25 protein-coding genes are annotated in these 24405 nt (G+C 65.5%); 6 read left to right on the forward strand and 19 right to left on the reverse strand.

All coding sequences use genetic code 11. The features are described 5' to 3' along the window. Nucleotides 1–4: 4 nt before the first annotated feature. The 3 genes from AC1DCF_RS04725 to AC1DCF_RS04735 form a co-directional block, all read right to left on the reverse strand. Nucleotides 5–526, reverse strand: a complete 522-nt coding sequence (locus tag AC1DCF_RS04725; RefSeq protein ID WP_477210042.1) for a DinB family protein — start codon at nt 524–526, stop codon at nt 5–7. Nucleotides 527–681: 155 nt separating this feature from the next. Continuing rightward, entirely contained in the window at nt 682–1965 is a 1284-nt protein-coding gene (locus AC1DCF_RS04730; protein ID WP_477210043.1) for a serine hydrolase domain-containing protein, read from the reverse strand. Between the two features lie 144 nt (nt 1966–2109). Continuing rightward, nucleotides 2110–3393: an ATP-dependent DNA helicase gene (locus tag AC1DCF_RS04735; protein ID WP_477210044.1), complete on the reverse strand. Its 1284-nt coding sequence runs from the start codon at nt 3391–3393 to the stop codon at nt 2110–2112. Nucleotides 3394–3547: 154 nt separating this feature from the next. Here AC1DCF_RS04735 and AC1DCF_RS04740 point away from each other — a divergent pair, with 154 nt between their 5' ends. The 3 genes from AC1DCF_RS04740 to AC1DCF_RS04750 all read left to right on the forward strand — a co-directional run bounded on the left by AC1DCF_RS04740 (nt 3548) and on the right by AC1DCF_RS04750 (nt 6438). Continuing rightward, on the forward strand, nt 3548–4591 hold the full coding sequence (locus tag AC1DCF_RS04740; protein ID WP_477210045.1) for a hypothetical protein: 1044 nt from the start codon (nt 3548–3550) through the stop codon (nt 4589–4591). A gap of 65 nt (nt 4592–4656) precedes the next feature. Further along, the gene (locus tag AC1DCF_RS04745) at nt 4657–6093 is read left to right on the forward strand and encodes a glycosyltransferase family 2 protein (protein ID WP_477210046.1); all 1437 of its coding nucleotides are present in this window, start codon (nt 4657–4659) and stop codon (nt 6091–6093) included. Between the two features lie 39 nt (nt 6094–6132). After that, nucleotides 6133–6438, forward strand: coding sequence for a hypothetical protein (locus tag AC1DCF_RS04750; protein ID WP_477210047.1), 306 nt, complete (start codon nt 6133–6135; stop codon nt 6436–6438). Here AC1DCF_RS04750 and AC1DCF_RS04755 read toward each other — a convergent pair. From AC1DCF_RS04755 to rpmB, 6 genes are all read right to left on the reverse strand, one after another. Continuing rightward, entirely contained in the window at nt 6409–6921 is a 513-nt protein-coding gene (locus tag AC1DCF_RS04755; protein ID WP_477210048.1) for a GNAT family N-acetyltransferase, read from the reverse strand. The two genes, AC1DCF_RS04750 and AC1DCF_RS04755, sit on opposite strands and share 30 nt — an antisense overlap. 16 nt (nt 6922–6937) lie before the next feature. Then, the gene (locus tag AC1DCF_RS04760; protein WP_477210049.1) at nt 6938–8908 is read right to left on the reverse strand and encodes a bifunctional copper resistance protein CopD/cytochrome c oxidase assembly protein; all 1971 of its coding nucleotides are present in this window, start codon (nt 8906–8908) and stop codon (nt 6938–6940) included. 151 nt (nt 8909–9059) lie between these two features. Further along, the gene (locus AC1DCF_RS04765; protein WP_441790656.1) at nt 9060–9347 is read right to left on the reverse strand and encodes an HU family DNA-binding protein; all 288 of its coding nucleotides are present in this window, start codon (nt 9345–9347) and stop codon (nt 9060–9062) included. A gap of 327 nt (nt 9348–9674) precedes the next feature. Beyond that, nucleotides 9675–9980, reverse strand: a complete 306-nt coding sequence (rpsN, locus tag AC1DCF_RS04770; RefSeq protein ID WP_441790657.1) for a 30S ribosomal protein S14 — start codon at nt 9978–9980, stop codon at nt 9675–9677. A gap of 2 nt (nt 9981–9982) precedes the next feature. After that, nucleotides 9983–10150 carry a 50S ribosomal protein L33 gene (gene rpmG / locus AC1DCF_RS04775; RefSeq protein ID WP_066598602.1) on the reverse strand — a complete coding sequence of 56 codons (168 nt, stop codon included), beginning with the start codon at nt 10148–10150 and terminating at the stop codon, nt 9983–9985. Then, nucleotides 10150–10386 (reverse strand): 50S ribosomal protein L28, encoded by a 237-nt coding sequence (gene rpmB, locus AC1DCF_RS04780; protein ID WP_179579733.1) that lies wholly within the window; start codon nt 10384–10386, stop codon nt 10150–10152. Before rpmB ends, rpmG begins: the two co-directional genes overlap by 1 nt. Before the next feature lie 537 nt (nt 10387–10923). Between rpmB and AC1DCF_RS04785 the strand changes: the two genes are divergently transcribed. Next, nucleotides 10924–11982, forward strand: coding sequence for a magnesium and cobalt transport protein CorA (locus AC1DCF_RS04785; protein ID WP_477210050.1), 1059 nt, complete (start codon nt 10924–10926; stop codon nt 11980–11982). A gap of 18 nt (nt 11983–12000) precedes the next feature. Here AC1DCF_RS04785 and gad read toward each other — a convergent pair whose 3' ends face one another. Both gad and AC1DCF_RS04795 read right to left on the reverse strand, forming a co-directional pair. Then, entirely contained in the window at nt 12001–13410 is a 1410-nt protein-coding gene (gad, locus tag AC1DCF_RS04790) for a glutamate decarboxylase (protein WP_477210051.1), read from the reverse strand. Nucleotides 13411–13575: 165 nt separating this feature from the next. Continuing rightward, complete coding sequence (locus AC1DCF_RS04795; protein WP_441790660.1) at nt 13576–14031, reverse strand: MarR family winged helix-turn-helix transcriptional regulator; 456 nt, start codon at nt 14029–14031, stop codon at nt 13576–13578. Between the two features lie 133 nt (nt 14032–14164). Between AC1DCF_RS04795 and AC1DCF_RS04800 the strand changes: the two genes are divergently transcribed. Together AC1DCF_RS04800 and AC1DCF_RS04805 are read left to right on the forward strand one after the other, a co-directional pair. After that, complete coding sequence (locus tag AC1DCF_RS04800) at nt 14165–15379, forward strand: MFS transporter (RefSeq protein WP_477210052.1); 1215 nt, start codon at nt 14165–14167, stop codon at nt 15377–15379. Between the two features lie 71 nt (nt 15380–15450). Continuing rightward, complete coding sequence (locus AC1DCF_RS04805; protein WP_477210053.1) at nt 15451–16275, forward strand: aldo/keto reductase; 825 nt, start codon at nt 15451–15453, stop codon at nt 16273–16275. Nucleotides 16276–16451: 176 nt separating this feature from the next. On the opposite strand, the gene AC1DCF_RS04810 is transcribed toward AC1DCF_RS04805, so the two are convergent. The 8 genes from AC1DCF_RS04810 to AC1DCF_RS04845 all read right to left on the reverse strand — a co-directional run bounded on the left by AC1DCF_RS04810 (nt 16452) and on the right by AC1DCF_RS04845 (nt 24392). After that, nucleotides 16452–16874: a Fur family transcriptional regulator gene (locus AC1DCF_RS04810; protein WP_477210054.1), complete on the reverse strand. Its 423-nt coding sequence runs from the start codon at nt 16872–16874 to the stop codon at nt 16452–16454. After that, on the reverse strand, nt 16871–17677 hold the full coding sequence (locus AC1DCF_RS04815; protein ID WP_477210055.1) for a metal ABC transporter permease: 807 nt from the start codon (nt 17675–17677) through the stop codon (nt 16871–16873). Before AC1DCF_RS04815 ends, AC1DCF_RS04810 begins: the two co-directional genes overlap by 4 nt. Further along, the gene (locus AC1DCF_RS04820) at nt 17677–18648 is read right to left on the reverse strand and encodes a metal ABC transporter permease (protein WP_441790665.1); all 972 of its coding nucleotides are present in this window, start codon (nt 18646–18648) and stop codon (nt 17677–17679) included. The genes AC1DCF_RS04815 and AC1DCF_RS04820 overlap by 1 nt, the downstream gene beginning before the upstream one ends. Next, a complete protein-coding gene (locus AC1DCF_RS04825) occupies nt 18649–19467 on the reverse strand; it encodes a metal ABC transporter ATP-binding protein (RefSeq protein WP_477210056.1) in 819 nt (272 codons plus the stop codon). It abuts the gene before it with no gap. Nucleotides 19468–19475: 8 nt separating this feature from the next. Beyond that, the gene (locus AC1DCF_RS04830; RefSeq protein WP_477210057.1) at nt 19476–20534 is read right to left on the reverse strand and encodes a metal ABC transporter substrate-binding protein; all 1059 of its coding nucleotides are present in this window, start codon (nt 20532–20534) and stop codon (nt 19476–19478) included. Nucleotides 20535–20744: 210 nt separating this feature from the next. Beyond that, nucleotides 20745–22166: a dihydrolipoamide acetyltransferase family protein gene (locus AC1DCF_RS04835; RefSeq protein WP_477210058.1), complete on the reverse strand. Its 1422-nt coding sequence runs from the start codon at nt 22164–22166 to the stop codon at nt 20745–20747. A 49-nt stretch (nt 22167–22215) separates the two neighbouring features. Further along, entirely contained in the window at nt 22216–23175 is a 960-nt protein-coding gene (locus AC1DCF_RS04840) for an alpha-ketoacid dehydrogenase subunit beta (RefSeq protein WP_477210539.1), read from the reverse strand. A gap of 80 nt (nt 23176–23255) precedes the next feature. After that, nucleotides 23256–24392, reverse strand: a complete 1137-nt coding sequence (locus AC1DCF_RS04845) for a thiamine pyrophosphate-dependent dehydrogenase E1 component subunit alpha (RefSeq protein WP_441790669.1) — start codon at nt 24390–24392, stop codon at nt 23256–23258. Nucleotides 24393–24405 lie beyond the last annotated feature (13 nt).

Below are 24405 nucleotides of genomic sequence, written 5' to 3' on the forward strand. Positions count from 1 at the left end.
CCGGTCAACGCCCGCCGACGTCGTGCAGGTGATGCACGGGGTCGTGAACGAAGTAGCGACCGAGCGACGAGACAGTGAAGACGGCGCCGTCGCTGCGGCGACCACTGCGCGTGAGCGCATCTTCAGGCGCTGCTCCAAAGGCCTCGGCGGCGACGTGCGCCGCCGCGGCGAGCTCTGTCGCCACCGTCTGCGGGTCTTGCTCGTCATACCGCTCGGCGAGCGCCGTCGCATCCTGATCCCAGTTCGGGAAGTCAGGGTTGTCCTCCGTCAACAGGAGGTCGAGCCGCGCGGTGAAAACGTGCAAGACGTCACGCACATGGGCGGCGTATTCGAGCGCCGACCACGTCGCCGGGTTCGGCCGCGTCCGCACGTCCGGCCGCTCGAGCACAGGCTGCCAACGGGCAGCGTTCTCAGTGATGAGACGGGGAATGTCTGCGAACTGCACCTGGCCGCCGTCATAGCCGCACTCGGGACAGGGGCGCTCGAGCACCCAGGTCCAGTCTTTCGTATCGGGGATCAGCGTCATGCGCTCAGCCTAGGTGCGCGTGGTTGCGGCTGACCGGCAGAAAACGCCACACAACGGCCACCTTCCGCCAGTTTCGCGCCGCGATCAGCGCTCTCGACGGGTCCGCTCGACGGGCTCGATCGCCAGCTCGATCGCCAGCTCGATCGCCAGCCGGCTCAGCCGGCCGGGGCGGCTTCGACCGGCGGACAGACCGGGGTCGACTGCAGTGCCTGCGCGGTGTCGGCTTCTGACCAGGGCAGCTCGAGCGTCGGCGCCGTGGCCGACTCGACGGCGGGAGCCGCCGCGACGATTGAGGCGAACTGCAATGCAAGGTTTGAAGCAAACGATGCTCCGGCCGTCGAGTTGTTGAGCATGACAACGATCGTCAGACCGCTGGTCGGATCGGAGTAGGCGGCCGTCATGAATCCGGGAATGCTCCCGCTGCTCCCCCGCAATGGCCCGAGCTGAGCCGCGCCCAGCCCGTAGGTGCTCCAGCCGGGAGTGGTTGTGCCGACCGGAATCGTCGCCCACTGGGCCTCCTTCGACTTCTTCGACAGCAGGTCTCCTTCGGCCAACGCCTGCGCCCAGAGCTTCAGATCGGACAGGGACGAGACCACGCCGCCGGCGACTCCCGCCATCGAGTTCGACAGCTGCGTCTCATCGAGCACCGCCTCGCAGACCAACTGCCCGCCCTGTCCCAGGCTGGCGGCGTAGCCGTGCGGGTGGCTGCCCGGGATGGCGAACTCGTCGGCACTCGGGAAACTGGTGGAGTTCAGGCCCAGCGGGTCAAAAACATAGGTGTGATAGAGCGTGTCCCAGCTCTGGTGCGTCGCGGCTTCAAGGGCCATCCCCAGCAGCACGATCCCGGTGTTCGACGTGGCGAACGCGGTGCCCGGCTTCCCGGTGCGCGCTGCGGCCATCCCGGCCGAGGCCACCTCGAGGGCCGGCCAGTCACGGGTGGGATTGTTCACGAATTGGGGGCCGAGTTGCCCCGTGTAGTCGGCAAGCCCTGAGGTGTTCTGGCACAGCTGGCCGAGAGTGATGTCATCGATCCCGGGAAGCCGGGGCAAGTACTTGGAGACCGGATCGGAGAGCTTGACTCGCTTCTCATCGACAAGCTTCATCAGCACGGTGCAGGTCATCGCCGTCGTGTTGGTGCCGATGCGAAACCGCATGTCGGTCGTGAGCTTGTCGTTCCCGGTCGTCGTCGTGGTTCCGGTCGCGGTCGTCCAGGTGCCCGCCCAGGGCGCCCACACGCCGACGATGGCACCGGATGCGCCGGCCTGCGTCATCGCGCCGGCGAGCGCCGCGTCGAGCTTGCCGGTGATCTCGTCCGAGAATGGCGTGGTCGTCTCGGTGCGCCCGGAGGTCTTCGCATCGGCGGCCAGAGTGCAGCCGGAGAGCAACAGAGTGGCGCTGATGATCAGGGCGAGAAGGCCAACGGCCCGTCGATCGCTCATCTCGTTTTTCATGGCACCCCCGCGCACATTTCGAACATGTCTTATTCGAAATTCTATCGACGAGGGTACTCCAGCACGTCATCCGATCGAATGATCATGTCCCCTCAAAGTGCCACATTTGGGGGGGCAGTTCCGCCGGGCCGGTTACTCCCGTTCGGGGATCTGCATGAACCGGCGCACATTCGGGTCGACGATGATGTCCGACGGCCGAAGCGGGCGACTCAGATAGAGGCCGTCGAGGCTGGTCAGCCGGCTGAGTGCAACGTAAGTCTGCCCCGGGCTGAACACCCGAGCGCCCAGATCAACGATCGCGCGCTCGTACGTGGCGCCCTGCGATTTGTGAATGGTGACCGCCCAGGCCAGCCGCAGCGGAAACTGGGTGAACTCGGCGACGACATCCTTGCTGAGTTTCTTCGTCGTCGGGTCGTAGCTGTACTTGAACTTCTCCCAGATCGCCGGCTCCACCTCGTGGATTTCGCCGTCGATATCGACGAACACCGTCGAGTCGATCTTCGTCACGGTGCCGATGCTGCCGTTCACCCAGCGCGGTCCGCCCTCGTGGCCGGCGTCGTTGCGCAGAAACATCACCTGCGCGCCCACCTTCAACTCGAGCGTCTCATCGGCCGGGAAGGTGCGCCCACCGAAGTCTCCGGTCACCTCCGCCTTGGCGGTCAGGGCACGCCCCGATAGCCGCTTCAACGCGGCGGCGTTGATGCGGTTGACCGCATCGTTGCGGGTGGCGAGGGTGATCACGCCCTCCGTCGGCGGGGTGCGGGCGCCGGCGGCGTTCAATGCCCCGGCGATTTCTGCGGTGACCTGGCCGTGCCGCACGGCGTTCAGCATGTGTTTGAAGTCGGCGTCGTGCTGACGGTGAATCTCGGTGAGTTCGAAGATGCGCAGGTCGGCATCCCGCCATACCTTGGCGTCGAAGAACCAGAGCGACCGGTACGTGTCGGCGAAATAGGCGCGTTCATCGGAGTCCCCCGGCACCGGGGCCAACTGGTACGGGTCGCCGAACAGCACGATCTGCACCCCGCCAAAGGTGTCGTTCGGGCGCTGCCGGGCCTGACGCAGGCTGCGGTCGATCGCATCCATCAGGTCGGCGTTGACCATCGAGACCTCGTCGATGACGAGGGTGTCGATGGTGTTGAGGATCTTGCGCACCGAGTCGGGCTGGTCGATGACATGGTCGGCGATGACACCGATCGGCAGGCGGAACAGCGAGTGAATGGTCTGACCGCYGACGTTCAACGCGGCGACACCCGTGGGCGCGGCGATCACGATCTGTTTGCTGGTGTTCCACGACAGGTGGTTCAGCAGCGTCGACTTACCGGTTCCGGCTCGCCCGGTGATGAAGAGGTTCTGCTTGGTGCCCTCAATCGCGGCGAAAACCTCGGCCTGTTCGGCGGAGAGTGAAATCGGGGTCACGGCGAACTTTCGATGGGCGCGGGAAGGACATTCCACTGTAACTGGCCGAGCTGCCGGGCCGCCTCGGTTATCCCCACCGGCGTGGGCAGATGCTGCAGGCCGTCAACAGCGGACGGTCAGCATCTGTGCAGCCGCCGCAGAATAAGATGAGCTGATGAGCACAGGGGGCGGTGACCAGCGGGGTGGGCGGACGCGCGCGATTATCGCCGTCGTTGCTGTGTCCGCGCTTCTTCTTGTCGCGCTCGGTGCGGCGATCGGAGCCCTCAACCGCGACGTCTACAGCGCCGGCGGTTTTGTTCGCCAGTATTTGAACGCCCTCGCCCGGCATGACACGACTGCCGCCCTCGCCCTCCCGGGCGTCGCGCCGAACAACGACCAGTTCGCGGCGGCGGGCCTGCCGACCGACCTGCCCGAGACGCTCCTCCGCGACTCCGTTCTGGGTGACCTCGACAACATCCAGCTCGTCGGCGACGCCGAAACGGCACCCGGCGTCCACACCGTCTCGTACAGCTTCACCCTCGGTGATGTTCCGTCGAACATGTCGTTCACGGTGAAGAGCACCGGCACCTTCGCCGGCCCCTTCACCAGCTGGCGTTTCGAGGCCAGCCCGATCGGTGTTTTGCAGGTGGACGTGCAGCATCAGTCGATCTTCACGGTGAACGGGCTCTCGCTCGACACCCGCGCTCAGGCCGACGCCGCGGCACCGCGCACGTTCTCGAATCAGGCCTCCTATCTGGCTTTTGCCCCGAATCTCTACACGATCGCGCACGAATCGGTACTGCTCACCTCGCCGGAGCAACAGATTCCCGTGACCTCGTCCGGGGTGACGAAGGTCATGGTCGTCACCGAACCGACGCCGAACTTCGTCGCGCAGGTGCAGAAAGAGGTCGACACATTCCTCGACGCCTGTGCCACCCAGGAGGTTCTGCAACCGTCTGACTGCCCCTTCGGCGTTGTGATCGACGACCGGATCAAGGGCCTGCCGGCCTGGTCGATCGCCAGCTACCCCGAGGTCACCTTGACGGCCGGCGAAAGCGCCTTCGAGATGGCCGACACGGCCGGGCAGGCCCACATCGTCGTCGACGTGCAATCGCTTTTCGACGGCGAGCTCACGACGCGCGACGAAGACGTGCCGTTTGCGATCGGACTGACCGTGACTATCCGCGGCGACGGTTCGATCGCCATTCAGCTGCACTAGCGACAGATCGCCGCGATGTTCGTCAGACACCCCACAGCACGCGAGCCAGCTGATAACTTTCGACTGTGGGGGCGAACTGGTTACGACGATCGGTCGGCATTGTCATCGCGACGGCGGCAATTGCTGCTGCGGTCGCGCTCTGGGCTGTGGTCGGCTCGAGCGCCCCGCAAAACGGTGAGGCTCCCACCATTGCAACCCTGTTCGGGGTGTGGCAGGTGTTCTATGACCCGATTGCTCCCGCACCGCGACTGATTCTCGCCGCCGTCGCACTGGCTGCTTTCTTCGCAATCGGCATTGCCCTACTGGAGCGGCGTGCGACCAACAAGTCGCGCCGCTCGATCAACATGCATGCCACCCCGCTCGCGCCCAAGATCATCATGGCGTCAACCCGTGGCACGTTCGCAGGCGAGGTGACCGTCACGGTGCTGATTCCCGCGCACAACGAGGAAGTGTCACTGCCGTTGACGCTCTCGTCACTCGACGCGCAGTCTCATCGGCCGGAGCGCGTCATCGTCGTCGCCGACAATTGCACCGACGCGACCGTCGTCCTTGCCCGCCAGCACGGGGTCGAGGTCATCGAGTCGGTGGGGAACACCGACAAGAAGGCGGGCGCGCTCAATCAGGCTCTCGCCCAGATTCTTCCCGGCCAGGGCGACAATGACGTTGTCATGGTGATGGATGCCGACACCACGCTCGATGACGGATTTCTGGAAGCCGCCGTGGCTCGGTTCACGTACGACCGTGCCCTGATGGCGGTCGGCGGACTCTTCTACGGCGAAGAGGGATTCGGCCTTCTCGGCCAGCTCCAACGCAACGAGTATCTGCGCTACTCGCGCGAAATCGCGCGGCGCCGTGGGCGTGTTTTCGTGCTCACCGGCACCGCGTCGATGTTTCGTCCGACCGCGCTCCGCACGATCGCAGAGCGACGCGGGGTGACAATTCCGGGCCGGCCCGGAGACGTTTACGACACCGCCGCGCTCACCGAAGACAATGAACTCACCATCGCGTTGAAGTCGCTGGGCGCCTTGATGACCTCACCGGCCGATTGCACGGTCGTGACCGAGCTCATGCCCACCCCCGGAGCCCTCTGGAAGCAACGACTGCGCTGGCAGCGTGGGGCGCTCGAAAACATCGGGGCGTACGGGATGACTCTGGCGACCCTGCGGTATTGGGCGCAGCAGCTCGGCATCGGGTACAGCGTGATCGCGCTGACCGCGTTTCTGCTGCTGATGGCGATCACCGCGCTGGCCGTCGACGACTGGGTGTGGTTCCCGTTCTGGCTGGGCCTCGGCGCCGTGTTCCTGGTGGAGCGCGTTGTGACGGTCTGGAAGGGCGGTTGGCGGGCGCGACTGCTCGCGGTGCTGATCCTGCCTGAATTGCTCTTCGACATGTTCCTCAACCTCGTCTATGTCAAGGGAATCGTCGATATCACGCTCGGTCGGCAGGCATCCTGGGATCACGTCGCGCACCAGCTCTCCCCGCAGGAGAACCCCGGTGCCTGACTCCATTCGACTGACAACGCCCGAGAGTGAGGCCCGCCGATGAATCTCCTGGTCCCGGCAGGCATCTTGCTGCCGACGTCATTCCTCAGCACACCGCTGTTCGCCCATTTTGCGGCATTCGTCGCGATCAACACGGTGATCTATTGCGCCCTGTCGCTCGCGAAAATCCTCCCCAAGATCTACGTTGCCGACTGGTTTTCAGGTTCCAGCCGTCGCGCCGCCACCCGCAGCATCTACCCGGATGCCCCGTTGACGGTCAAACCGGCTTCTCGGTGGTTCTCCTTCCGGCGATCCGCGCCTGTGCCGCCCGACGAACTACCGATCAAGCACGCTGACCGGGGCTGACCCCGCAAGCGGGCAGCGCATCGCAAAGTTGGTCAGCTGCACACCGCGCACGACCGGTCGACGCGTCGCGGTCACGGTGAAGCCGTGCGCTTCGAAAAAGGCGCGCGCGGTCACGCTCGCGTGCGTCGTCAGGGCAAGAACGCCGCGAGAGATCGCTCTGGCCCTGAGGTGCTCCAGAAGGGCGGATGCGACCCCGCGACGGGCGACGTCGGGGTCGACGAACATCATGTCGATGTAGCCGTCGTCATCACAATCGGTGAAACCGACGACCCGATCGTTCACCGTCGCAACCACGGTGCCGGCACTCCCCCGCTTCACGGCCCAGGCGTCCAGGTCGACGTCGGACGGTGCCCACGCGGCGAGTTGTGCCGGCGTATAGTCCGTGCTCGCCGTCACGCGCACAGCCCGCAGGAACACGTCTCGCGTTGCGCGGGCATCCGTCGACTCATACGGGCGAATCGACGCCGCGTCGGCGGTGAGCATGGCGGTCAGCGGCTCTCTAGCGGTCGTGAGCGGCCAGGCGGGCGAGCTGCGCGTTGTATTCGTTCAACTCGGCATCACCGGTGCGGTCGGCGTTGCGGTCGAGTCGCTTGGTTTCTTTCTCGTCGCTCCGGCTCCACTGGATCGCCACGGCGATCGCCAGCGCGATGGTCGGGATCTCGCCCACGCTCCAGGCGATGCCGCCGCCCATTTGCTGGTCGGCGAGGGCGTCGTTCCCCCAGCCCATTGCGCCATACCAATCGGCCAGCATCAGGCCGGTTCCGGTCATGATGGCCAGGCCGAAGAAGGCGTGGAAGGCCATCGTGCCGAGCAGAAGCAGCAACCGGAACGCGTACGGCAACCGGTAGGGAACCGGGTCGATGCCGATCAGCGACTGCACGAACAGGTAGCCGGTGATCAGAAAGTGCACCACCATCCACTCGTGCCCGAGGTGATCCGTGGTCGCCCAGCTGAAAATCGGCGTGTAGTAGAACACCCAGAGCGACCCGACGAAGAGCAGCGCTGCGACGAAGGGGTTGGCCAGGATGCCGGCCACCTTCGAGTGCACGGTGAGCAGAATCCACTCGCGGGGACCGCGACTTCCGTCTTTACGCTTGGCGATGGCACGGGCCGCCAGCGTGACGGGGGCGCCGGGAACGAGCAGCACCGGCACCATCATCGTCAACGCCATGTGCGAGAGCATATGGGTCGAGAAAAGGTACTGCTGGTAGACGTTGACGCCGCCGTTGGTGATGTAGAACAGCGTGATCATGCCGAGCACCCAGGAGATGGTGCGGAGAACCGACCACTTGTCGCCGCGCTTCCGCAATCGCCGAACGCCGGCGAGATAGAAGAAGATGCCGAATGCGCAGAACAACACCCAGAGCAGGTCGATGTTCCATTCGGTGAAGTAACGCTCGAAGGTGAGCGGTGGCGGCAGCAGGCTGCCGGTCAGTAGCTGAGCAGGCGTCGAGGTGGGGATCTCGGTCGTGGCGACCTGCACGACCGGCGTCGCCGTCCGGGCCAGTGCCGCAGCCACGCCCGAGGCGATGCCCATGAAGCCGAGCTCAGCCACAACCAGCCACCAGAACCAGGGAGCGACCGCCTGCTGGGCGCGCTGCATCCGGTCGATGAAGAACCGACGCTGCACCACGCCGAAGCAGCCGAGAATGAGCAGAACCGCAACCTTGGTCAGCACGAGAATGCCGTAAGGGGTGAGCAGCTTGTCGAAGGTTCCGAGGCGCAGTTCGGCGCTGATGTAGCCCGATGCCGCCACAACGATGAAGCAGACCAGGGCGACGCTCGAATAGCGGCCCAGCACGACGATGAGGCGTTTGTCGCCCAACTGCTTGCGCAGCATGACGATCGTGAGCAGTCCGCCCAACCAGATCGCGGCGAAGAGAAGGTGCAGGGAGAGCGCGGTGACCGCGGCGTTGTGACCGGACGCCTCAGCGGAGTGACCCTGCTGTGCCATCGGGAGCAGCGCGACAGCCGAGAAGATGGTGACGAACACCAGCGCCGTCTGGTTGCGCACAGCGAAGCAGAGAACGGTGATTGCCGCCCCGATCAGGGTGGTGATCAGCCAGGCTTGTCCGAGCGCGATCTGGGTGAAGAACTGCCCGGCCGTCGCACTGAACCGGTCATCGAAACTGAGCGGAACGTTCGTGACCTGGAGCATGGTGAAGAAACCGGTGACGGCGGCCGCGACGGTGAAGAACGCCGCGGAGGCCGCAGCGAAGTCAAGCGCCGTGTTGAACTCGCGCTCCTTCGGGCTCAGCGCGAAACAGGTCAGCACGAGTGCACCGATCATGCCGGCCGCCCCGATGTTTACCAGGAGCCGGGCGATCGGGAGACCCCAGCGCACGACGGGACCCGGGTCGGCCAGCAGCTGGGCGGCGGCACCACCCCCGAACGACAATCCCGCAAGGGTTGACAGCACAGCAGCCAACACGAGAACGGCTGGACCGATGATGCGAACGAGACGGAGCACCTCTCAAGCCTAACCGTCCCGCACTGGGCGAAAGCCCGGTCGAACACAGGGCAGAGAAGGCGGATGCTCCGGCGAACACGAGGCGAAACATCCGGTTAAACGGCAGAAGGCGCCGACCGAAGTCGACGCCCTCTGACTGAGTAGTTGAAGACTACTTTGCTGCAGCCTTGAGCTTGCTGCCGGCGGTGAGCTTGACGCGGTGGCCAGCGGCGATCGCGATCTCTTCACCGGTCTGCGGGTTGCGGCCGGTGCGAGCGGCGGTAGCCGTGCGCTCAACTCCGAGCCAGCCCGGGATGGTGACCTTGCCGTCGTTTGCAACGGTTTCGGCGAGGGCTGCGAAGAATGCGTTCAGAACGCTGTCAACTGCAGTCTGGCTCTGTCCGGAGTCAGCGGCAACCTTGGCAACGAGCTCGGTCTTGTTCAGCGACTTGTCAGCCATTGAGTGTCCTCCTCGGACCTTCGTCTGTATAAACAGCTATTTCGTGAGGCGGTCGACGCTCCGAAGGAGCGACTCCGTTGGTCGGTTCGACCGCGTTGAATCTAGCAGATTTCGACCAAGTTCCGCGTATTTCCGGCGTTTTTTGGTCATTTGGCCCGGCGTTTCGCGACAATTACGCTCCGGGCTGACAAAGCACCGTCAGAGCGCCGTCAATCCGATGCATGAGAACCCTTAAAACGAAAAGGGATGCCGACAGTGTCGGCATCCCTTTTCGGAATGCATCTGGTTACCCAATGCCACAGTTCGCGAGGCGAACGTCAGCGCAAGTTACCAGCTGGACTTCGTGATGCCCGGCAGTTCACCCTTGTGCGCCATGTCGCGGAAACGAACGCGCGAGATGCCGAACTTGCTGAGGTGACCACGGGGACGACCGTCAACCGCGTCGCGGTTGCGCAGGCGTACCGGCGAAGCGTCGCGGGGGAGCTTCTGCAGGCCGAGGCGTGCAGCTTCGCGGGACTCGTCGGTTCCGTTCGGGTCGACGAGAGCCTTCTTCAGCTCAAGACGCTTGGTGGCCCAACGTGCGACGATCACCTTGCGCTGTTCGTTCTTGGCAATTTTGCTCTTCTTCGCCATGTTTAGCGCTCCTCACGGAAGTCAACGTGCTTGCGCACTACGGGGTCGTACTTCTTGAGCACGAGGCGGTCGGGGTTGTTGCGACGGTTCTTCTTGGTCACGTAGGTGTAACCGGTGCCGGCCGTCGAACGCAGCTTGATGATCGGACGTACGTCCTGAGCTTTAGCCATTAGATTTTCTCCCCACGTGCGAGCAGGTCCTTGACGACCGACTCAATGCCACGAGCATCAATAACCTTGATTCCCTTAGCCGAAAGCTGCAGCGTGACGCTGCGGCGAAGCGACGGAACAAAGTACGTCTTCTTCTGGATGTTCGGGTCGAAACGACGCTTGGTGCGTCGGTGCGAGTGCGAAATGTTGTGTCCAAAGCCGGGAACGGCTCCGGTCACCTGGCAAGTTGCTGCCATGGTTCTCCTCCAATACCGAAGGGCGAATGCCCTTCCCAAGATCTCTTGTCGGCGAACAGGCGCCCACTCACTTCTGTCAAGCAGAACCTGAAAAGGAGGGGATGCGTTGTCCGCAATGCACGCACAGATATGCGCAGCAGGGGTCAACATTACGCGCTCCGGGCGTGTCGCGCAAACCGGCGACGGGGGCGGCCGGTCCGGCGGGGGAGCGGTCATCCCGATCACTCCCGGCGTCAGGCGCTCGCTCACGGGGTCATACTTGTAGAGGCGATCGCGATGGTCGCCTTCCTGTTGCCCCGCATGCCGCGGGCACAACGGATGCCGTGGGCAAGCGAGAAGAGGTGACCAGCTGATGGACAGTCATAGATTCTGTGCACCTGTACGCGCGGTCACGGAGCCAGCCTCGGCCTGAGGTTTTCGGTTGCCGGTGCCCGGCGGTCAGTGTGCACAGCTCACTACTCGTTGGCGCGGGGCAGAACTCCGCGCCCTGGCACGCTCCTCACCCCCTTGCGGGCGGAGCTGACAACAGGAACCGCCATGACTCTGATCGACAACGGCGTGTACGTCAACGGACGACGCACCGAAAATCTCGACACCCTCGAAGCCACCTACAACGCCACCCGGACCCGGAGTGGAATGGCCTGGATCGGGCTCTATCGCCCGAGTCCCCAGGAGCTTTACTCGGTTGCCGAGGAGTTCGGGCTGCATCCGCTCGCCGTCGAAGACGCACTCAAGGGTCACCAGCGTGCGAAGCTCGAGCGGTACGGCGAGACCTTGTTCGTCGTGCTGCGGCCCGCCCGCTACGTGGATGCGCGGGAAGAAGTCGAGTTCGGCGAGCTTCATGTCTTCGTCGGCCCGGGGTTCGTCGTGACGATCCGGCATGCCGAGTCGCCCGACCTCGTTGCCGTGCGCCGCAGGATGGAGGCGCATCCCGAGCTGCTGGGACTCGGTCCCGAAGCCGTGCTCTACGCGATCATGGACGAAGTCGTCGACCAGTACGCACCGGTCATCGCCGGCATCGAGAATGACATCGACGAGATCGAAGACCAGCTTTTCGGGGGCGATACCGAGGTCTCGCGGCGCATTTACGGGCTGCTCGGCGAGGTGACCGCGTTCCAGCGCGCCACCCGCCCGCTCGTTGGCATGCTTGAGGCGCTCCGGCGCGGCTCTGACAAGTACAACGTCAACGAGGAACTCCAGCGCTCGCTCCGGGATGTTCTCGATCACGTGCTGCGCATCTCAGAGCAGGCCGACAACTTTCGGATCCTCCTGCAGAATGCGCTGACGGTTCACTCCACGCTGACAACGCAGCGCCAGAACGACGAGATGCGTCGTCTTTCGGAGGCCAGCCTCGAACAGAACGAGGAGACGAGGAGGCTCTCGGAAACGAGCCTGGTGCAAGGCGAAGAAGTGAAGCGGATCTCATCGTGGGCGGCAATTCTCTTCGCACCGACCCTCATCGGCACCGTCTATGGAATGAACTTCGACGACATGCCCGAGCTGCACTGGCAGTTCGGTTACCCACTCGCCGTTGCGGCGATGGCCGTCATGGGCGGCGGCCTGTGGCTCATTTTCAAGCGCAATCGCTGGCTCTAGCTGCGACCGGGGGAGCGGCTAGTGGTGGAACCCGGCTGTCGGCCCTTCGACCGGCATCGGCGACTCGAGCGCCTCGAGGTAGGCGGTCTCTTCGACGATGTCGGCCAGCAGATCCTGGGCGATATCCATGCTCAGCCCGTTCCGAACCACAATCCGCTGCACGGTCAGCTCCTCGAGGTCGGCCGGCATTGGATAGGCGGGAACCTGCCAGCCCTTCATCCTCAGCCGGTCAGACAGATGGTAGAGATTCCACTTGTCGGTGTGCCCCTCTTTCTGCTTCCAGGCGAAGACCGGGAGGTCTGAGCCGTCGCTGACCAGCTCGAACGCGTCGATTTCGCCGATTCCCCCCGATAAATAGAGCGCGACATCCTGTGACGCCTGCTGAATCGCCCGGTACCCCTCGCGTCCGAGGTGCAAGAAGAGGTAGTACTGCAGCAGTACTTGGGCGCCGGGCCGGGAGAAGTTGAGGGCCAGGGTCGGCATGCTGCCGCCGAGATAGCTGACGTTGAAGATGAGGTCGGCGGGAAGGCAGTCGGCGGTGCGCCAGACCACCCAACCGAGACCCGGGTAGACCAGACCGTATTTGTGGCCGGAGGTGCTGATCGAATGCACCCGTTCAATCCGGAAGTCCCAGACCAGGTCGGGCTGCAAGAACGGCGCGATCATGGCACCGGATGCCCCGTCGACGTGGATCGGCACGTCGTAGCCGGTCTTCGCCTGGATCGCGTCGAGGGCGGCGGCGATCTGCTGCACCGGCTCGTAGGCTCCGGTGTAGGTCTGGCCCATGATGGCGACGACGCCGATCGTGTTCTCGTCGACGTACCGGTCGAGGTCGTGGCCGTCGAGCACCGGATGCTCCGCGCTGATCGGCACGTAGCGCGCCTCGACATCCCAGTAGTTGCAGAATTTCTCCCAGACCACCTGCACGGCGCTGCTCATGATCAGGTTCGGCAGACCGGTCGGTTTGCCGACTGCATGCCGGGCGAGCTGCCATCGCCGCTTGAGGGCGAGCCCGCCAAGCATGCAGGCTTCTGACGAGCCGATCGTCGAGGTTCCGATCGTGTTCGCGACGTCGGGACAATTCCAGAGACCGGCGATCATTCTCCAGCAGTTGTCTTCGATGGCCGCCGTCTGCGGGTACTCGTCTTTGTCGATCATGTTCTTGTCATACGACTCGGCGTAGATTTTGTCGGCGTAGTCGTCCATCCAGGTGCTCACGAAGGTCGCCAGGTTGAGGCGCGCATTGCCGTCGAGCATCGTCTCGTCGTGCACGAGGTGGTACGCCGCCTCCGCCTCCATCCCGGTGTCCGAGATGCTGTGCCGATGGGATGCGGTAGCACTGGGCGGGCGGCGGAACGCCGGGGCCGAGCCCGTGGGAGCTGCCGTTCCTGTCGGAGCGGTCGATCCCGTCGAGTCTGGAGGTGTCATGCGCGGATCCCTTCGAGGCAGGGGTCGTGCCGAGTCGCGCCTACTCGCTCAGGTGCGTCGTGCACAGGCCGTTTAATTCGACCCTGCCACCGACCGCCCGCGAAAGCGAGGGCTACCGCTCGCGCTCGCCCGATCTGGGCGATACCGCGCCCTGAACGGCGCGGGTTAGGCCGGCTGAGGCTCCGTGGTGCGATGCAAAGCCTCGACGAGGGGAGCCAGCTCGGGAATCTGCTGAGCTGCGTCGAGTGATTGTGCGAGGGCGGCGTCGTGGATCGGTCGCACCTTCTCGACCAGCTCATGACCGAGTGCCGTCAGCTCGGTATAGATCCCTCGGCGGTCGTCGAGGCAGAGGATGCGCGTGAGCAGTCCCCGGTCTTCGAGCCGGTTGACCAGGCGCGTCGTCGCGCTGCTCGACAGGGCGCTCGCCCGCGCGAGTTGCTGCATCCGCATGTGCCAGCCGTCTTGGCGGCCGAGGGCATCGAGCACCGTGTACTCGACCACCGAGAGGTCGGCCTCGCGCTGCAGTGCGCGCTCCAGATCGGCCTCGATGGCCGCATGCAATGCGGCCAGCGTGCGCCAGCCCTGGGCCCGCACTTCGACGGCGGTGTCTTCGATGCCCATGTTCACCCTCCAGAGATCGCAAAATATCGTTGCTTGCGCATTTAGAACGCGCGTGCAACTATTAACCACGCGCCTGCAACTAACAGCGTACGCGTTCTTTGCGTTTCTGAACAGAACTCACGAGGTTTTCTCAATGCCATTAGGTCTCATTGCACTCGCCATCGGCGGGTTCGGAATCGGACTCACCGAATTCATCATCATGGGGTTGCTGCCCGAGGTCGCCGCCGATTTTGCCGTCGATCCGACGGCCGCCGGCTGGCTGATCACCGGCTATGCGCTCAGCGTCGTTGTCGGCGCCCTACTTCTGACGGCCGCCGTCAACCGGTTCAACCGCAAACGCGTGCTGGCCTGGCTGATGGTGCTCTTCATCCTCGGCAACCTCGTCTCGGCACTCGCGCCGACCTACGAGATCATGTTGCTCGGCCGCATCATCGCGGCACTCTGCCACGGCTCGTTCTTCGGAATCGGCTCGGTCGTGGCCGCCAGCCTCGTCCCGGAGAACAAGAAAGCCGGCGCCATCGCCATCATGTTCACCGGACTCACCGCGGCCAATGTGCTGGGCGTTCCGTTCGGCACGCTGCTCGGTCAGGCCGCCGGCTGGCGGTCCACGTTCTTCGCAATCACGCTCATCGGCGTGATTGCGCTGATCGGACTGCTCGTCTTCATCCCGCGCACCGCTGCAGCTGCGGCCGGCACACGCAGCCTCGGCAACGAGTTGCGTGTCTTCAGATCGCCCCAGGTCTGGCTGTCGCTCGGCGTGACGGTGCTCGGCTACGGCGGAATGTTCGGTGCCTTCACCTACATCGCCTTCACACTCACCGAGGTGACGGGCTTCTCCGCGGGCGCCGTGCCGTGGCTGCTGATCCTCTTCGGCATCGGCCTCGTGATCGGCAACATCGTCGGAGGCAAGGCGGCCGACCGCTCCCTTGACACGACGCTGATCGTACTGCTCGGCGGCCTCGTCGTCATCCTGGTCGTCTTCGCACTCACCGCCCAGAACCCGGTGATGACTGTCATCGCGCTCGCGCTGATGGGGTCATTCGGCTTCGGTACCGTGCCCGGTCTGCAGATGCGGGTGATGCGCCAGGCTCAGGATGCGCCGACGCTCGCCTCAGGGGCCAACATCGCCGCGTTCAACCTCGGCAACGCCCTCGGCGCCTGGCTCGGCGGGCTGACGATCGCCGCCGGACTCGGCTACACCTCGCCGATCTGGGCCGGCGCGGCGGTCACCGCCGCGGCCGTTGTACTGCTGGGCGGGGCGATGCTGCGGGCGAACGCGGCGTCTCGGCGTTCGGTGTCGCCGCTGTCCGCGCCGGCGCCGGTGGCGGTGCCGGAGTTCGCCGAGTAGCTCGCGCTTCTGCTTCCACCTTCGCCTCGCCACGTTTCGCCCATTTACCCTCACAACCCGCAAGGAGCATCATGTCTGTCCCCACACTCACCCTGAACAACGGCGTCGAGATTCCACAGCTCGGATTCGGCGTCTTCCAGGTGCCGGACGCCGAGACGACCACCGCCGTCGGCCAGGCCCTCGCCGCCGGCTACCGCAGCATCGACACCGCGGCCATCTACGGCAATGAGGCGGGCGTCGGGCGCGCGATTGCCTCATCCGGAATCGCCCGCTCGGAGCTCTTCGTGACCACCAAGCTGTGGAACAGCGACCAGGGTTACGACAGCGCCCTGGCCGGCTTCGACGCGAGCCTGGCAAAGCTCGGCCTCGACTCGGTTGACCTGTTTCTGATCCACTGGCCGGCACCGGCAAGCGATCGCTACCTCGACACGTGGCGGGCGCTCGAAACGCTCTACGCCGAGGGGCGGGTGCGAGCCATCGGCGTCTCCAACTTCCTGCCAGACCAACTGCAGCGCATCCTCGACCTCGGTGGCACCGTGCCCGCCGTCAATCAGGTCGAACTACACCCGGCCCTGCAGCAGCGTGACGTGCAGGAGTTCAACGCGGCGCACGGCATCATGACCGAAGCGTGGAGCCCGCTGGCTCAGGGTGCGGTGCTCGCCGACCCCGTTGTCGTGGCGATCGCCGAGCGCGTGCACCGCACTCCGGCACAGGTGGTGCTGCGCTGGCACCTGCAGCAGGGGCGCGTGGTGATCCCGAAATCGGTCACCGCTACGCGCATCCGGGAGAACCTCGACCTGTTTTCCTTCGAGCTGACGGATGTCGACCTCGCGGCCGTCGACGGTCTCGAGCGCGACGGCCGCACCGGCCCGCATCCCGCGACCTTCAACGGGTAGCCAGCGACAGAGCCCGCCGCCGAGTCGTCGATCATCGCATTCAACACGATCACGGGACCGTTGGTCGAGCTCGTCGAGACCTCGCGAGCTGACCCTTGAAGCCGGGTCGGGTCTGAAGAATGGCTCGCCGGATCTCGACAAGCTCGATCACCGGGATGGTCAGGGAGCAGCGCGGGTCAGGAAGCGGCGGGCGGCGCGGAATCCGGGGCTGCAGCAGCCGTGGTGCACGCCGCACAGAGGCCGAACACATCCACGACATGCGCGGCCTGGGTGAAGCCGTTCTGGGCCGCGACGTTCTTCGCCCAGGTTTCGACCGCATCCGCCTCGATCTCGACGGTAAGCCCGCAGTTACGGCAGATCAGGTGGTGGTGGTGATCGTTGGTGCTGCAGGCCCGGTACAGGCTCTCGCCCTCTGGCGACTGCAGGGAGTCGGCGTCGCCTTCGGCCGCGAGGTCGGCGAGGGCGCGGTAGACCGTCGCCAGGCCGATCGGGGAGCCGGTGGCGTGAAGCGTCGAATGCAGGCCCTGAGCACTGACGAACCCCTCGGTGTGGTCGAGTGCTTCGCGCACGGCCTCACGTTGCCAGGTGTTTCGCTTCATGCTCTCAACCGTAACCGTAAGCGTCCGAGGGAGTGAACCCCCACCGCCACCAGGAAGAACCCGGCGGCCACCAGTGAGATCGCGGGCCCCGCCGCCACGTCGAGCGTGCGGGAGAGCAGTACCCCGATCACGCCGGATGCGGCACCGAGCAGGGGAGCGAGCAGGAAGATGCGAACCGGGCCACGCACGAGCAGCCGGGCCGCCGCCGCAGGCGCCGCGATCAGCGCGATCGCCAGGATCGCACCGACGGCCGGCATCGCCGTGACCACCGTCGCGGTGATCAGGGCCAGGCAGAGCAGTTCGATCGGCCATTCCTTGTAGCCGGCGGCGCGAAAGCCGCTGCGGTCGAAGGTCGAGAAGAGAATCTCCTTGCCGAAGAGCACGAGCACCGCCACAGCCGCCACGAGCACTCCACCGACGAGCAGTATGTCGCCGGTCGTGACGGTGAGGATGGACCCGATCAGAAACGAGTCGACGTGCACGGGCAGCGAGGGATTCAGGGTCTGCAGCAGCACGCCGAGGGCGAATCCGGCCGTGAGCACGATGCCGGAGGCGACCTGGGAGCCCTGCCGGTTGGTGCGGCCGATCAGAGTCATGATGCCGACGATGATCACACTGGCCACTGCGGCGCCGAGCGGGATGCTGACGCCGAGCATGGCCGCGGCAACCGCTCCGGGAAAGGTGGCGTGGGTGAGCGCCTGGGCGAAGAACGTGCGCTGGCGCAGCACGACGAGGGAGCCGACCAGTCCGCTGAGCGCGCCGATCAGGACTGCGGCGACCAGGGCCATCTCGAAATAGCCCATCAGATGGTCTTCCCGTCATGGGCGGCTCGGCTGCCGGCGCCGGCAATGACCTCGATGGAGTCGCTGACGGTGAGATCGTTCCTGGCGTGCGTGCGTGTCGTGCGGCGCCGCATCCGGTCGATGCCGAGCCGGGCAACCAGGGCAACCGCGTAGCCGGCGACGAGCACGAGCACGACGGTGGCCCCGCTCGGCAGGTCGATCCCCGCATTGACCGAGGCTTCGAAGCCGAGCGTCAGGCCGACCCAACTGGCGAGGGCCGCGAAGACGGCGGCGATCGGGAACAACCACCAGAGGCGCACAGTGATCAGCCGGGCGACGGCCCCGGGGACGATGAGCACGGCGAGCACGAGCAGGTTTCCGACCGCGCTGGATGCGGCGACCACGACGAGTGCGATCGCCACGTTCAGCACGAGGTCGAGCACGAGCGGGCGGTACCCGCCGGCCCGGCTGCCGGCCGGGTCAAAAGCGCGGAAGACCTGTTCCTTGAGCGTCAGCCCGATCAGGATCAAGGCGATGACCGCGATCACGATGGTCTGCACGACCTCGGTCGGCGTCACCGTGAGCAGTCGTCCGAAGAGGAGGGACTCGAGTTGACCGGCGTAGTCATCGTTTTGGGAGACGACGATGACACCGACGCTGAACATGGCGGTGAGCACGATCGCGATGGCGGCATCCGAGGAGACGGCCTTTCGCACCAGCAGAGTGAGGATGACGGCCGCGAGAATGGCGGCGATCATCGCCCCGACGAAGAGGCCCTCCCGCCCACCCCAGACAAAACCGATGGCGATGCCAGGGAAGACCGCATGGGTGAGACCGTCGCTGATGAATTCGAGGCCGCGCAGGGTGACGAGCACGCCGACAACGCCGGCGACGACGCTGAGCACCAGCAACACGATGAGCGCACGCATCATGAACGGGTAGCTGAACGCGTCGATGAGGGGGATCGCGAGCGGGGCAGCGACGTGAAACACCTAGCAGCCCTCGTGATCGGGCACGACGATAGTGTGCTCGTCGAGCTCGACGCCGACCTCTTTGAACGCCTGCTGCACATTGGCCAGGGTGAGCACATCGTCGCGCGGGCCGAAGGCCACCTGCGTGCCGTTCAGCAGAAGCACCGACTCACAGACCGCCCGGGCCAGGTCGAGGTCGTGGGTAGAGACGAGTACCGCGACGCCGCGGGCTTTCAACCGTTCAACCGTCGCGATCAGCGCGTCGCGGTTCTTCTGGTCGAGGCCATTGAACGGCTCGTCGAGAAGCAGCAGGCCGGGGGCGGATGCGATGGCCCGCGCGAGCAGTCCGCGCTGCTGCTGTCCGCCGGAGAGTTCACCGAAACGGGTGTGAGCGCGGTGAGCCAGACCCACCGCATCCAGCGCCTCGGTCACTGCCGCCCGGTCACGCTTGCCGGGCAGGCGCAGCCAGCCGAGCGAGCGATAGCGGCCCATCATCACGACCTGGGCGAGGGTGATCGGAAATTCGGGGTCGAGTTCGCCGGCCTGCGGCACGTAGCCGATCGACCCGACCGGAGCGGGGGAGGAGCCGAGTACGGCAACCGTGCCGGCGGTGCGTGCGATGAGGCCGAGGATGCCCTTGAGCAGGGTCGACTTGCCGGAGCCGTTGGGTCCGATCAGAGCCACGGCCTCGCCGGCACGGATGTCGAAGCTGATTCCCTCCAGCGCCGGCGCCTGGTCGTAGGCGAAAGAGGCGTCGGACACCGCGAGAACGACGGAATGTGCGGCGGCCGGCCCGCGGTCGTCTTTCGCGGACGTGCTGCGCGGGGTGGTCTCGTTCACGGGGTCCACTATCTCAGTTCGGCAGGAACGGCACTCGGCGTGACGCCCCAGGATTCGAGGATCAGGCGCACATTGTGCAGCTGGCTGGCGACATAGGTGGCGCCGTCGCTGTCGGCCGGGCCGAGCGAGTCGCCGTAGAGGGCGTTCTCGCCCGAGTAGACCGCCACCTGAGCTTCTTTCGCGATGGTGTCTGCCGCCTTCGGGTTGATCGAGGCCTCGGAGAACACTGCTTTCACGCCGGTCTTCTTGATCAGGGCGACGAGCGTGTCGATGGCTGCGGCGCTCGGCTCGGCATTGTCGTCAAAGCTCGGCATCACCGACCCGACATAGGTCACGCCGTAGGCGGCGGTGAAATAGCCGAAAGCGTCGTGATTGCTCACGAGCAGACGTTCGCCGGCGGGAACCTGGTCGATGTTCGAGTGGATCCAGCCGTCGAGTGTCGCGAGCTTGGCGGTGTACGCCGTGGCGTTGGCCTCAAACTCGGCGGCGTGGGAAGAGTCCGCCTGCGCAAGGCCGTGGGCGATGGTGCCGACCATTTTCTCGGCGTTGGCGACGGCGGTCCAGATGTGCGGATTGCCGCCGGCGTGGTCATGAGCCGCGTCGTGCTCGGCGGCGTCGTGCTGGTCGGCCTCGTCGTGGGTGGCATCGTGCGCGGTGTCGTTCGCCGCGGCATCCGAACCGATGTCGATTCCCTCATCGGAATCGATGGTGACGCCGTCGAAACCGGAGGCGGCGATGGCGTCATCGAGCCATTCTTCGAGGCCGACGCCGTTGATGACGAGCACGTCGGCCTTGCCCAAGGCAGCCAGATCAGCGACCGAGGGGTCGAAACTGTGCGCGCTCTGGTTCGGCTTGACCAGCTGGGTCAGTGTCACACCGGCCGTGTCGCCGACGATGTTGCGGGTGAAGTCGCCGACCTGGGTCGTTGTGGCGACCACGTTGAGCGTGCCATCGGCCGAGTCGCTGGTGCCCGCGGCGGTGCTGGCTCCAGTGGTTCCGGCGCAGCCGGCCAGGGTCAGCAGGGCGGCCGCCACGAGGGCGGGGACGGCGAGTTTCTTGAAGGGCACTCTGCAAAACTACGGCTATTGATAATGATTGTCAAAAGCAATAAGCGCCCGGGCCATGCCTCAACCCGCTGGGTTCACCTCGCCGAGTTTGCGCGTTCCGGTCGAGTTACCCCAGTGTGCCGGGCAAACTCGACCGCAACGCGCAAGCTCGGCGAGAGAAATACAGGCTCAAGCGCGGGGCGGCGAGAACGCTGCGTGCCCCCTGACGGGCTAGTCGAGCAGCAGCGCCGGCTCCTCGATGATGCTCGCGACGTCGGCGAGGAAGCGTGACGCGACATCCCCGTCAACGACCCGGTGGTCGAAACTCGCTCCGATGGTGGTCACGAAACGCGCGCGCACCTCGCCGTCGACAACCCACGGCTTCTGCTTGATCGTGCCGAGGGCCACGATTCCGGCCTCGCCCGAGTTGAGGATCGGGGTTCCCGTGTCCATGCCGAAGACGCCGATGTTCGTGATGGTGATGGTTCCGTTGGCCATCTGCGCGGGCGAGGTCTTGCCGTCGCGCGCGGTGATGGTGAGCTGCTCGAGCGCGCCGGCCAGCTGCAACAGGCTCATGTCCTGTGCTTCCTTGATGTTCGGAACGATCAGCCCGCGGGGGGTCGCCGCAGCGATCCCGAGGTTGACGTAGTGGCGCACAATGATCTCTTCGTCAGTGAACGTCGCGTTCACCGTGGGGTTGCGGCGTACCGCCCAGATCATCGCCTTGGCCATGATCAGCAGCGGCGACACCTTGACTCCGGCGAAGTCGGTCGAGGCCTTCAGACGCTTGACGAACTCCATTGTGCGGGTGGCGTCCACGTCGACGAAGAGGCTGACGTGCGGCGCGGTGAAGGCACTCGCCACCATGGCCTGGGCGATCGCCTTGCGCACACCCTTCACCGGGATGCGCTCTTCACGGTCGGTCGGCCACTCGGGCGTCTGGATGTTGCGGAACACGCTGACCTGGGTCGCCTCACGCAGCACATCCTCGCGCGTCACGTCACCGATCGGACCGGTGGGGGTGACGATGCTGAGGTCGACGCCGAGGTCTTTGGCCAGCTTGCGGATCGGCGGCTTGGCCAGCACACCGGCGGCCGACATCGCCGGGCGGACCGGCGGCGCCGGTGTCAACGGGGCGGCAGCGGCGGCGGGTGCCGCAGCAACGGCGGGCGGTGACATCGATTCGTGAGCGACCGCTGCGGCGTTGTGACGGATGCGCCGGGTCGGCATGGTAGCCGAGGAACCGCGTCCGACGAGCACCTGGGGTGCCTTCGACTCCAACTCACCGGAGATCGTGTCCGAAGTGTCGACAGCGGCTTGCGCGAGTTCCCGCTGCTCGGCGGAGGCGGCCGGCGCGGCAACCGGGGGAGTGGCAGCGGGTGCCGCAGCATCCGCTGCGGCGTCGGAGTCAGCGTCGGAGAGGATCGTGATGATCAGGGTTCCGACATCGACAGTGGTGCCGGCCGGCACCAGAATCTCGCCGACCACGCCGACGTAGGGCGACGGCAGTTCGACGAGCGACTTCGCAGTCTCAATCTCAACGAGCACCTGGTTGATGGTGATGGTGTCGCCGGGGGCGACCTTCCATTCCACGATCTCGGCCTCGGTCAGCCCTTCGCCGACATCCGGCAGAGTGAATTTCGACACGCTCATAGTGTGCCTTTCTTGAGGTTCTGAATCGGAATGATGAGAAGCCTCACGCTCAGTAGGCGAGGGCGCGATCGACGGCCTCGAGGATGCGGTCGGGGCTCGGCAGGAAGTGGGTCTCCACGGCAGCCGGCGGGAACGGGGTATCGAAGCCGGAGACACGCAGCACCGGCGCCTCGAGCCGGTAATAGGCCCGCTCGGCAATGGTGGCGGCGATCTCGGAGCCCAAGCTGACGAAGCCGGCGGCCTCCTGCGCAACGACGACGCGGCCGGTCTTCTCGACCGAGGCCAGGATCGGCCCGTAGTCGATCGGGGAAAGGCTGCGCAGGTCGACTACTTCGAGGCTGATTCCCTCGGCGGCGGCGATGTCGGCGGCCTGCAACAGCACGCTGACCATGGCGCCGTGCCCGATGACGGTGACGTCGGTTCCGGCGCGCACGACGCGACTGGCGTGCAGTGGCGCACCGGCCTCGGCGAAGCTGACCTCGCCCTTCGGCCAGTAGCGGCTCTTCGGTTCAAAGAAGATGACGGGGTCGTTCGAGGCGATCGCCTCACGCATCATCCAGTAGGCATCATGCGGGTTCGACGGGCTGACCACGCGCAGGCCGGGGGTATGTGCGAAATACGCTTCCGGGCTCTCCTGGTGGTGTTCGATCGAGCCAATGTGTCCGCCGTAGGGAATGCGGATGACGATGGGCATGGTCAGTTCGCCCTCATGGCGGTTGCGCATGCGGGCCAGCTGGCTGGTGATCTGGTCGAAGCCGGGAAAGACGAAACCGTCGAACTGAATCTCGCAGACCGGACGGAAGCCACGCATGGCCAGGCCGATCGCGGTGCCGATGATGCCGGATTCGGCCAGCGGGGTGTCGAGAACGCGCTTGTCGCCGAATTCGGCGTGCAGGCCTTCCGTCACCCGGAAGACGCCGCCGAGTGGGCCGATGTCCTCGCCCATCAGCAACACCTTGGGGTCGTCGAGCAGCGCCTGGCGCAGGCCGGTGTTCAGGGCCTTCGTCATGGTGAGGGTCGTGGTCGTGCCAACGGAAGCCGTCGCGGCGTTGGCCGTCACGGCGCCAACGGTTGCAGTGGTCGTGTCGCTCACGCGTCGCCTCCTTCGAAGGATGACTCGTAGCGGTCGAGCCAGGCCTTCTGTTCATCGATCAGCGGGTGCGGTTCGGCATAGACGTTGTCGAAGATCACCGAGCGGTCCGGGCTACGGATCTCGAGCGCGCGACGGCGCACATCCGCTGCATAGTCCGCTGCTTCCTCGTCGATGGCGGCGAAGAAGTCACTTCCGGCGCCGCGGCCCTCGAGATAGGTGCGGAAGCGGGCGATCGGGTCGCGAGCCACCCAGCTGGCGAGCTCGTCGGTGGTGCGGTACTTGGTGGGGTCGTCGGCGGTGGTGTGGGCACCGATGCGATAGGTGAGCGCTTCGATCAGGGCCGGGCCCTGGCCGGCGCGCGCGTCATCCATGGCCTTCGCCGTGACCGCGAAACTGGCGAGCACGTCATTGCCGTCGACCTGAACGCTCGGAATACCGAAGCCCGTGCCGCGCAGGTACAACGGCGAACGCGACTGGCGCTCGACCGGCACCGAGATGGCCCAGTGGTTGTTCTGCACGAAGAAGACCTGCGGGGTCTGGTAGCTGGCTGCGAAGACGAGCGCCTCGTTGGCGTCGCCCTGCGAGGAAGCCCCGTCGCCGTAATAGACGATGACGGCCGCGTCGGTTTCCGGGTTGCCGGTGGCCGTCGAACCGTCGAGCTGCATGCCCATGGCATAGCCGGTGGCGTGCAAGGTCTGCGAGGCGAGCACGAGTGTGTACAAGTGGAAGTTGCCGTGCTCTTCCGGGGTCCAGCCGCCGAGGGTGACACCGCGCAGCATGCGCAGGATGTCGACCGGGTCGAGGCCGCGGATCATTCCGACGACGTGTTCGCGGTATGACGGGAAGATGTGGTCCTGAGCGCGGGTCGCGTAGGCGGAGCCGACCTGGGCGGCTTCCTGACCGTGGCTCGGCACCCAGAGCGCGAGCTGACCCTGGCGCTGCAGGTTGGCCGCCTCGGTGTCGAAGCGGCGCACCACGGCCATGTCGCGGTAGAAGCGTCGGTAGTCGTCTTCACCGAGACGCTCGAGATACGGCAGGTATTCCTCGGCGGATTCGGTGGGAGCGAACACCCCTTCCGGGGTGAGAAGCTGCACCGTGGGCAGAGTGTGTGCGGGCACGGAGGCGTTATTCATGAGGGCTGCCACC

The organism is Leifsonia sp. 10L418, assembly GCF_056395445.1.

What these genes read in the sequence shown, in the direction of transcription:
- AC1DCF_RS04725 (WP_477210042.1), bottom strand. Translation starts at nt 526, where the DNA reads ATGACGCTGATCCCCGATACGAAAGACTGGACCTGGGTGCTCGAGCGC.
- AC1DCF_RS04730 (WP_477210043.1), bottom strand. Translation starts at nt 1,965, where the DNA reads ATGAGCGATCGACGGGCCGTTGGCCTTCTCGCCCTGATCATCAGCGCC.
- AC1DCF_RS04740 (WP_477210045.1), top strand. Translation starts at nt 3,548, where the DNA reads ATGAGCACAGGGGGCGGTGACCAGCGGGGTGGGCGGACGCGCGCGATT.
- AC1DCF_RS04750 (WP_477210047.1), top strand. Translation starts at nt 6,133, where the DNA reads ATGAATCTCCTGGTCCCGGCAGGCATCTTGCTGCCGACGTCATTCCTC.
- AC1DCF_RS04755 (WP_477210048.1), bottom strand. Translation starts at nt 6,921, where the DNA reads ATGCTCACCGCCGACGCGGCGTCGATTCGCCCGTATGAGTCGACGGAT.
- AC1DCF_RS04765 (WP_441790656.1), bottom strand. Translation starts at nt 9,347, where the DNA reads ATGGCTGACAAGTCGCTGAACAAGACCGAGCTCGTTGCCAAGGTTGCC.
- rpsN (WP_441790657.1), bottom strand. Translation starts at nt 9,980, where the DNA reads ATGGCGAAGAAGAGCAAAATTGCCAAGAACGAACAGCGCAAGGTGATC.
- rpmG (WP_066598602.1), bottom strand. Translation starts at nt 10,150, where the DNA reads ATGGCTAAAGCTCAGGACGTACGTCCGATCATCAAGCTGCGTTCGACG.
- rpmB (WP_179579733.1), bottom strand. Translation starts at nt 10,386, where the DNA reads ATGGCAGCAACTTGCCAGGTGACCGGAGCCGTTCCCGGCTTTGGACAC.
- AC1DCF_RS04785 (WP_477210050.1), top strand. Translation starts at nt 10,924, where the DNA reads ATGACTCTGATCGACAACGGCGTGTACGTCAACGGACGACGCACCGAA.
- gad (WP_477210051.1), bottom strand. Translation starts at nt 13,410, where the DNA reads ATGACACCTCCAGACTCGACGGGATCGACCGCTCCGACAGGAACGGCA.
- AC1DCF_RS04795 (WP_441790660.1), bottom strand. Translation starts at nt 14,031, where the DNA reads ATGGGCATCGAAGACACCGCCGTCGAAGTGCGGGCCCAGGGCTGGCGC.
- AC1DCF_RS04800 (WP_477210052.1), top strand. Translation starts at nt 14,165, where the DNA reads ATGCCATTAGGTCTCATTGCACTCGCCATCGGCGGGTTCGGAATCGGA.
- AC1DCF_RS04805 (WP_477210053.1), top strand. Translation starts at nt 15,451, where the DNA reads ATGTCTGTCCCCACACTCACCCTGAACAACGGCGTCGAGATTCCACAG.
- AC1DCF_RS04810 (WP_477210054.1), bottom strand. Translation starts at nt 16,874, where the DNA reads ATGAAGCGAAACACCTGGCAACGTGAGGCCGTGCGCGAAGCACTCGAC.
- AC1DCF_RS04815 (WP_477210055.1), bottom strand. Translation starts at nt 17,677, where the DNA reads ATGGGCTATTTCGAGATGGCCCTGGTCGCCGCAGTCCTGATCGGCGCG.
- AC1DCF_RS04835 (WP_477210058.1), bottom strand. Translation starts at nt 22,166, where the DNA reads ATGAGCGTGTCGAAATTCACTCTGCCGGATGTCGGCGAAGGGCTGACC.
- AC1DCF_RS04840 (WP_477210539.1), bottom strand. Translation starts at nt 23,175, where the DNA reads ATGACGAAGGCCCTGAACACCGGCCTGCGCCAGGCGCTGCTCGACGAC.
- AC1DCF_RS04845 (WP_441790669.1), bottom strand. Translation starts at nt 24,392, where the DNA reads ATGAATAACGCCTCCGTGCCCGCACACACTCTGCCCACGGTGCAGCTT.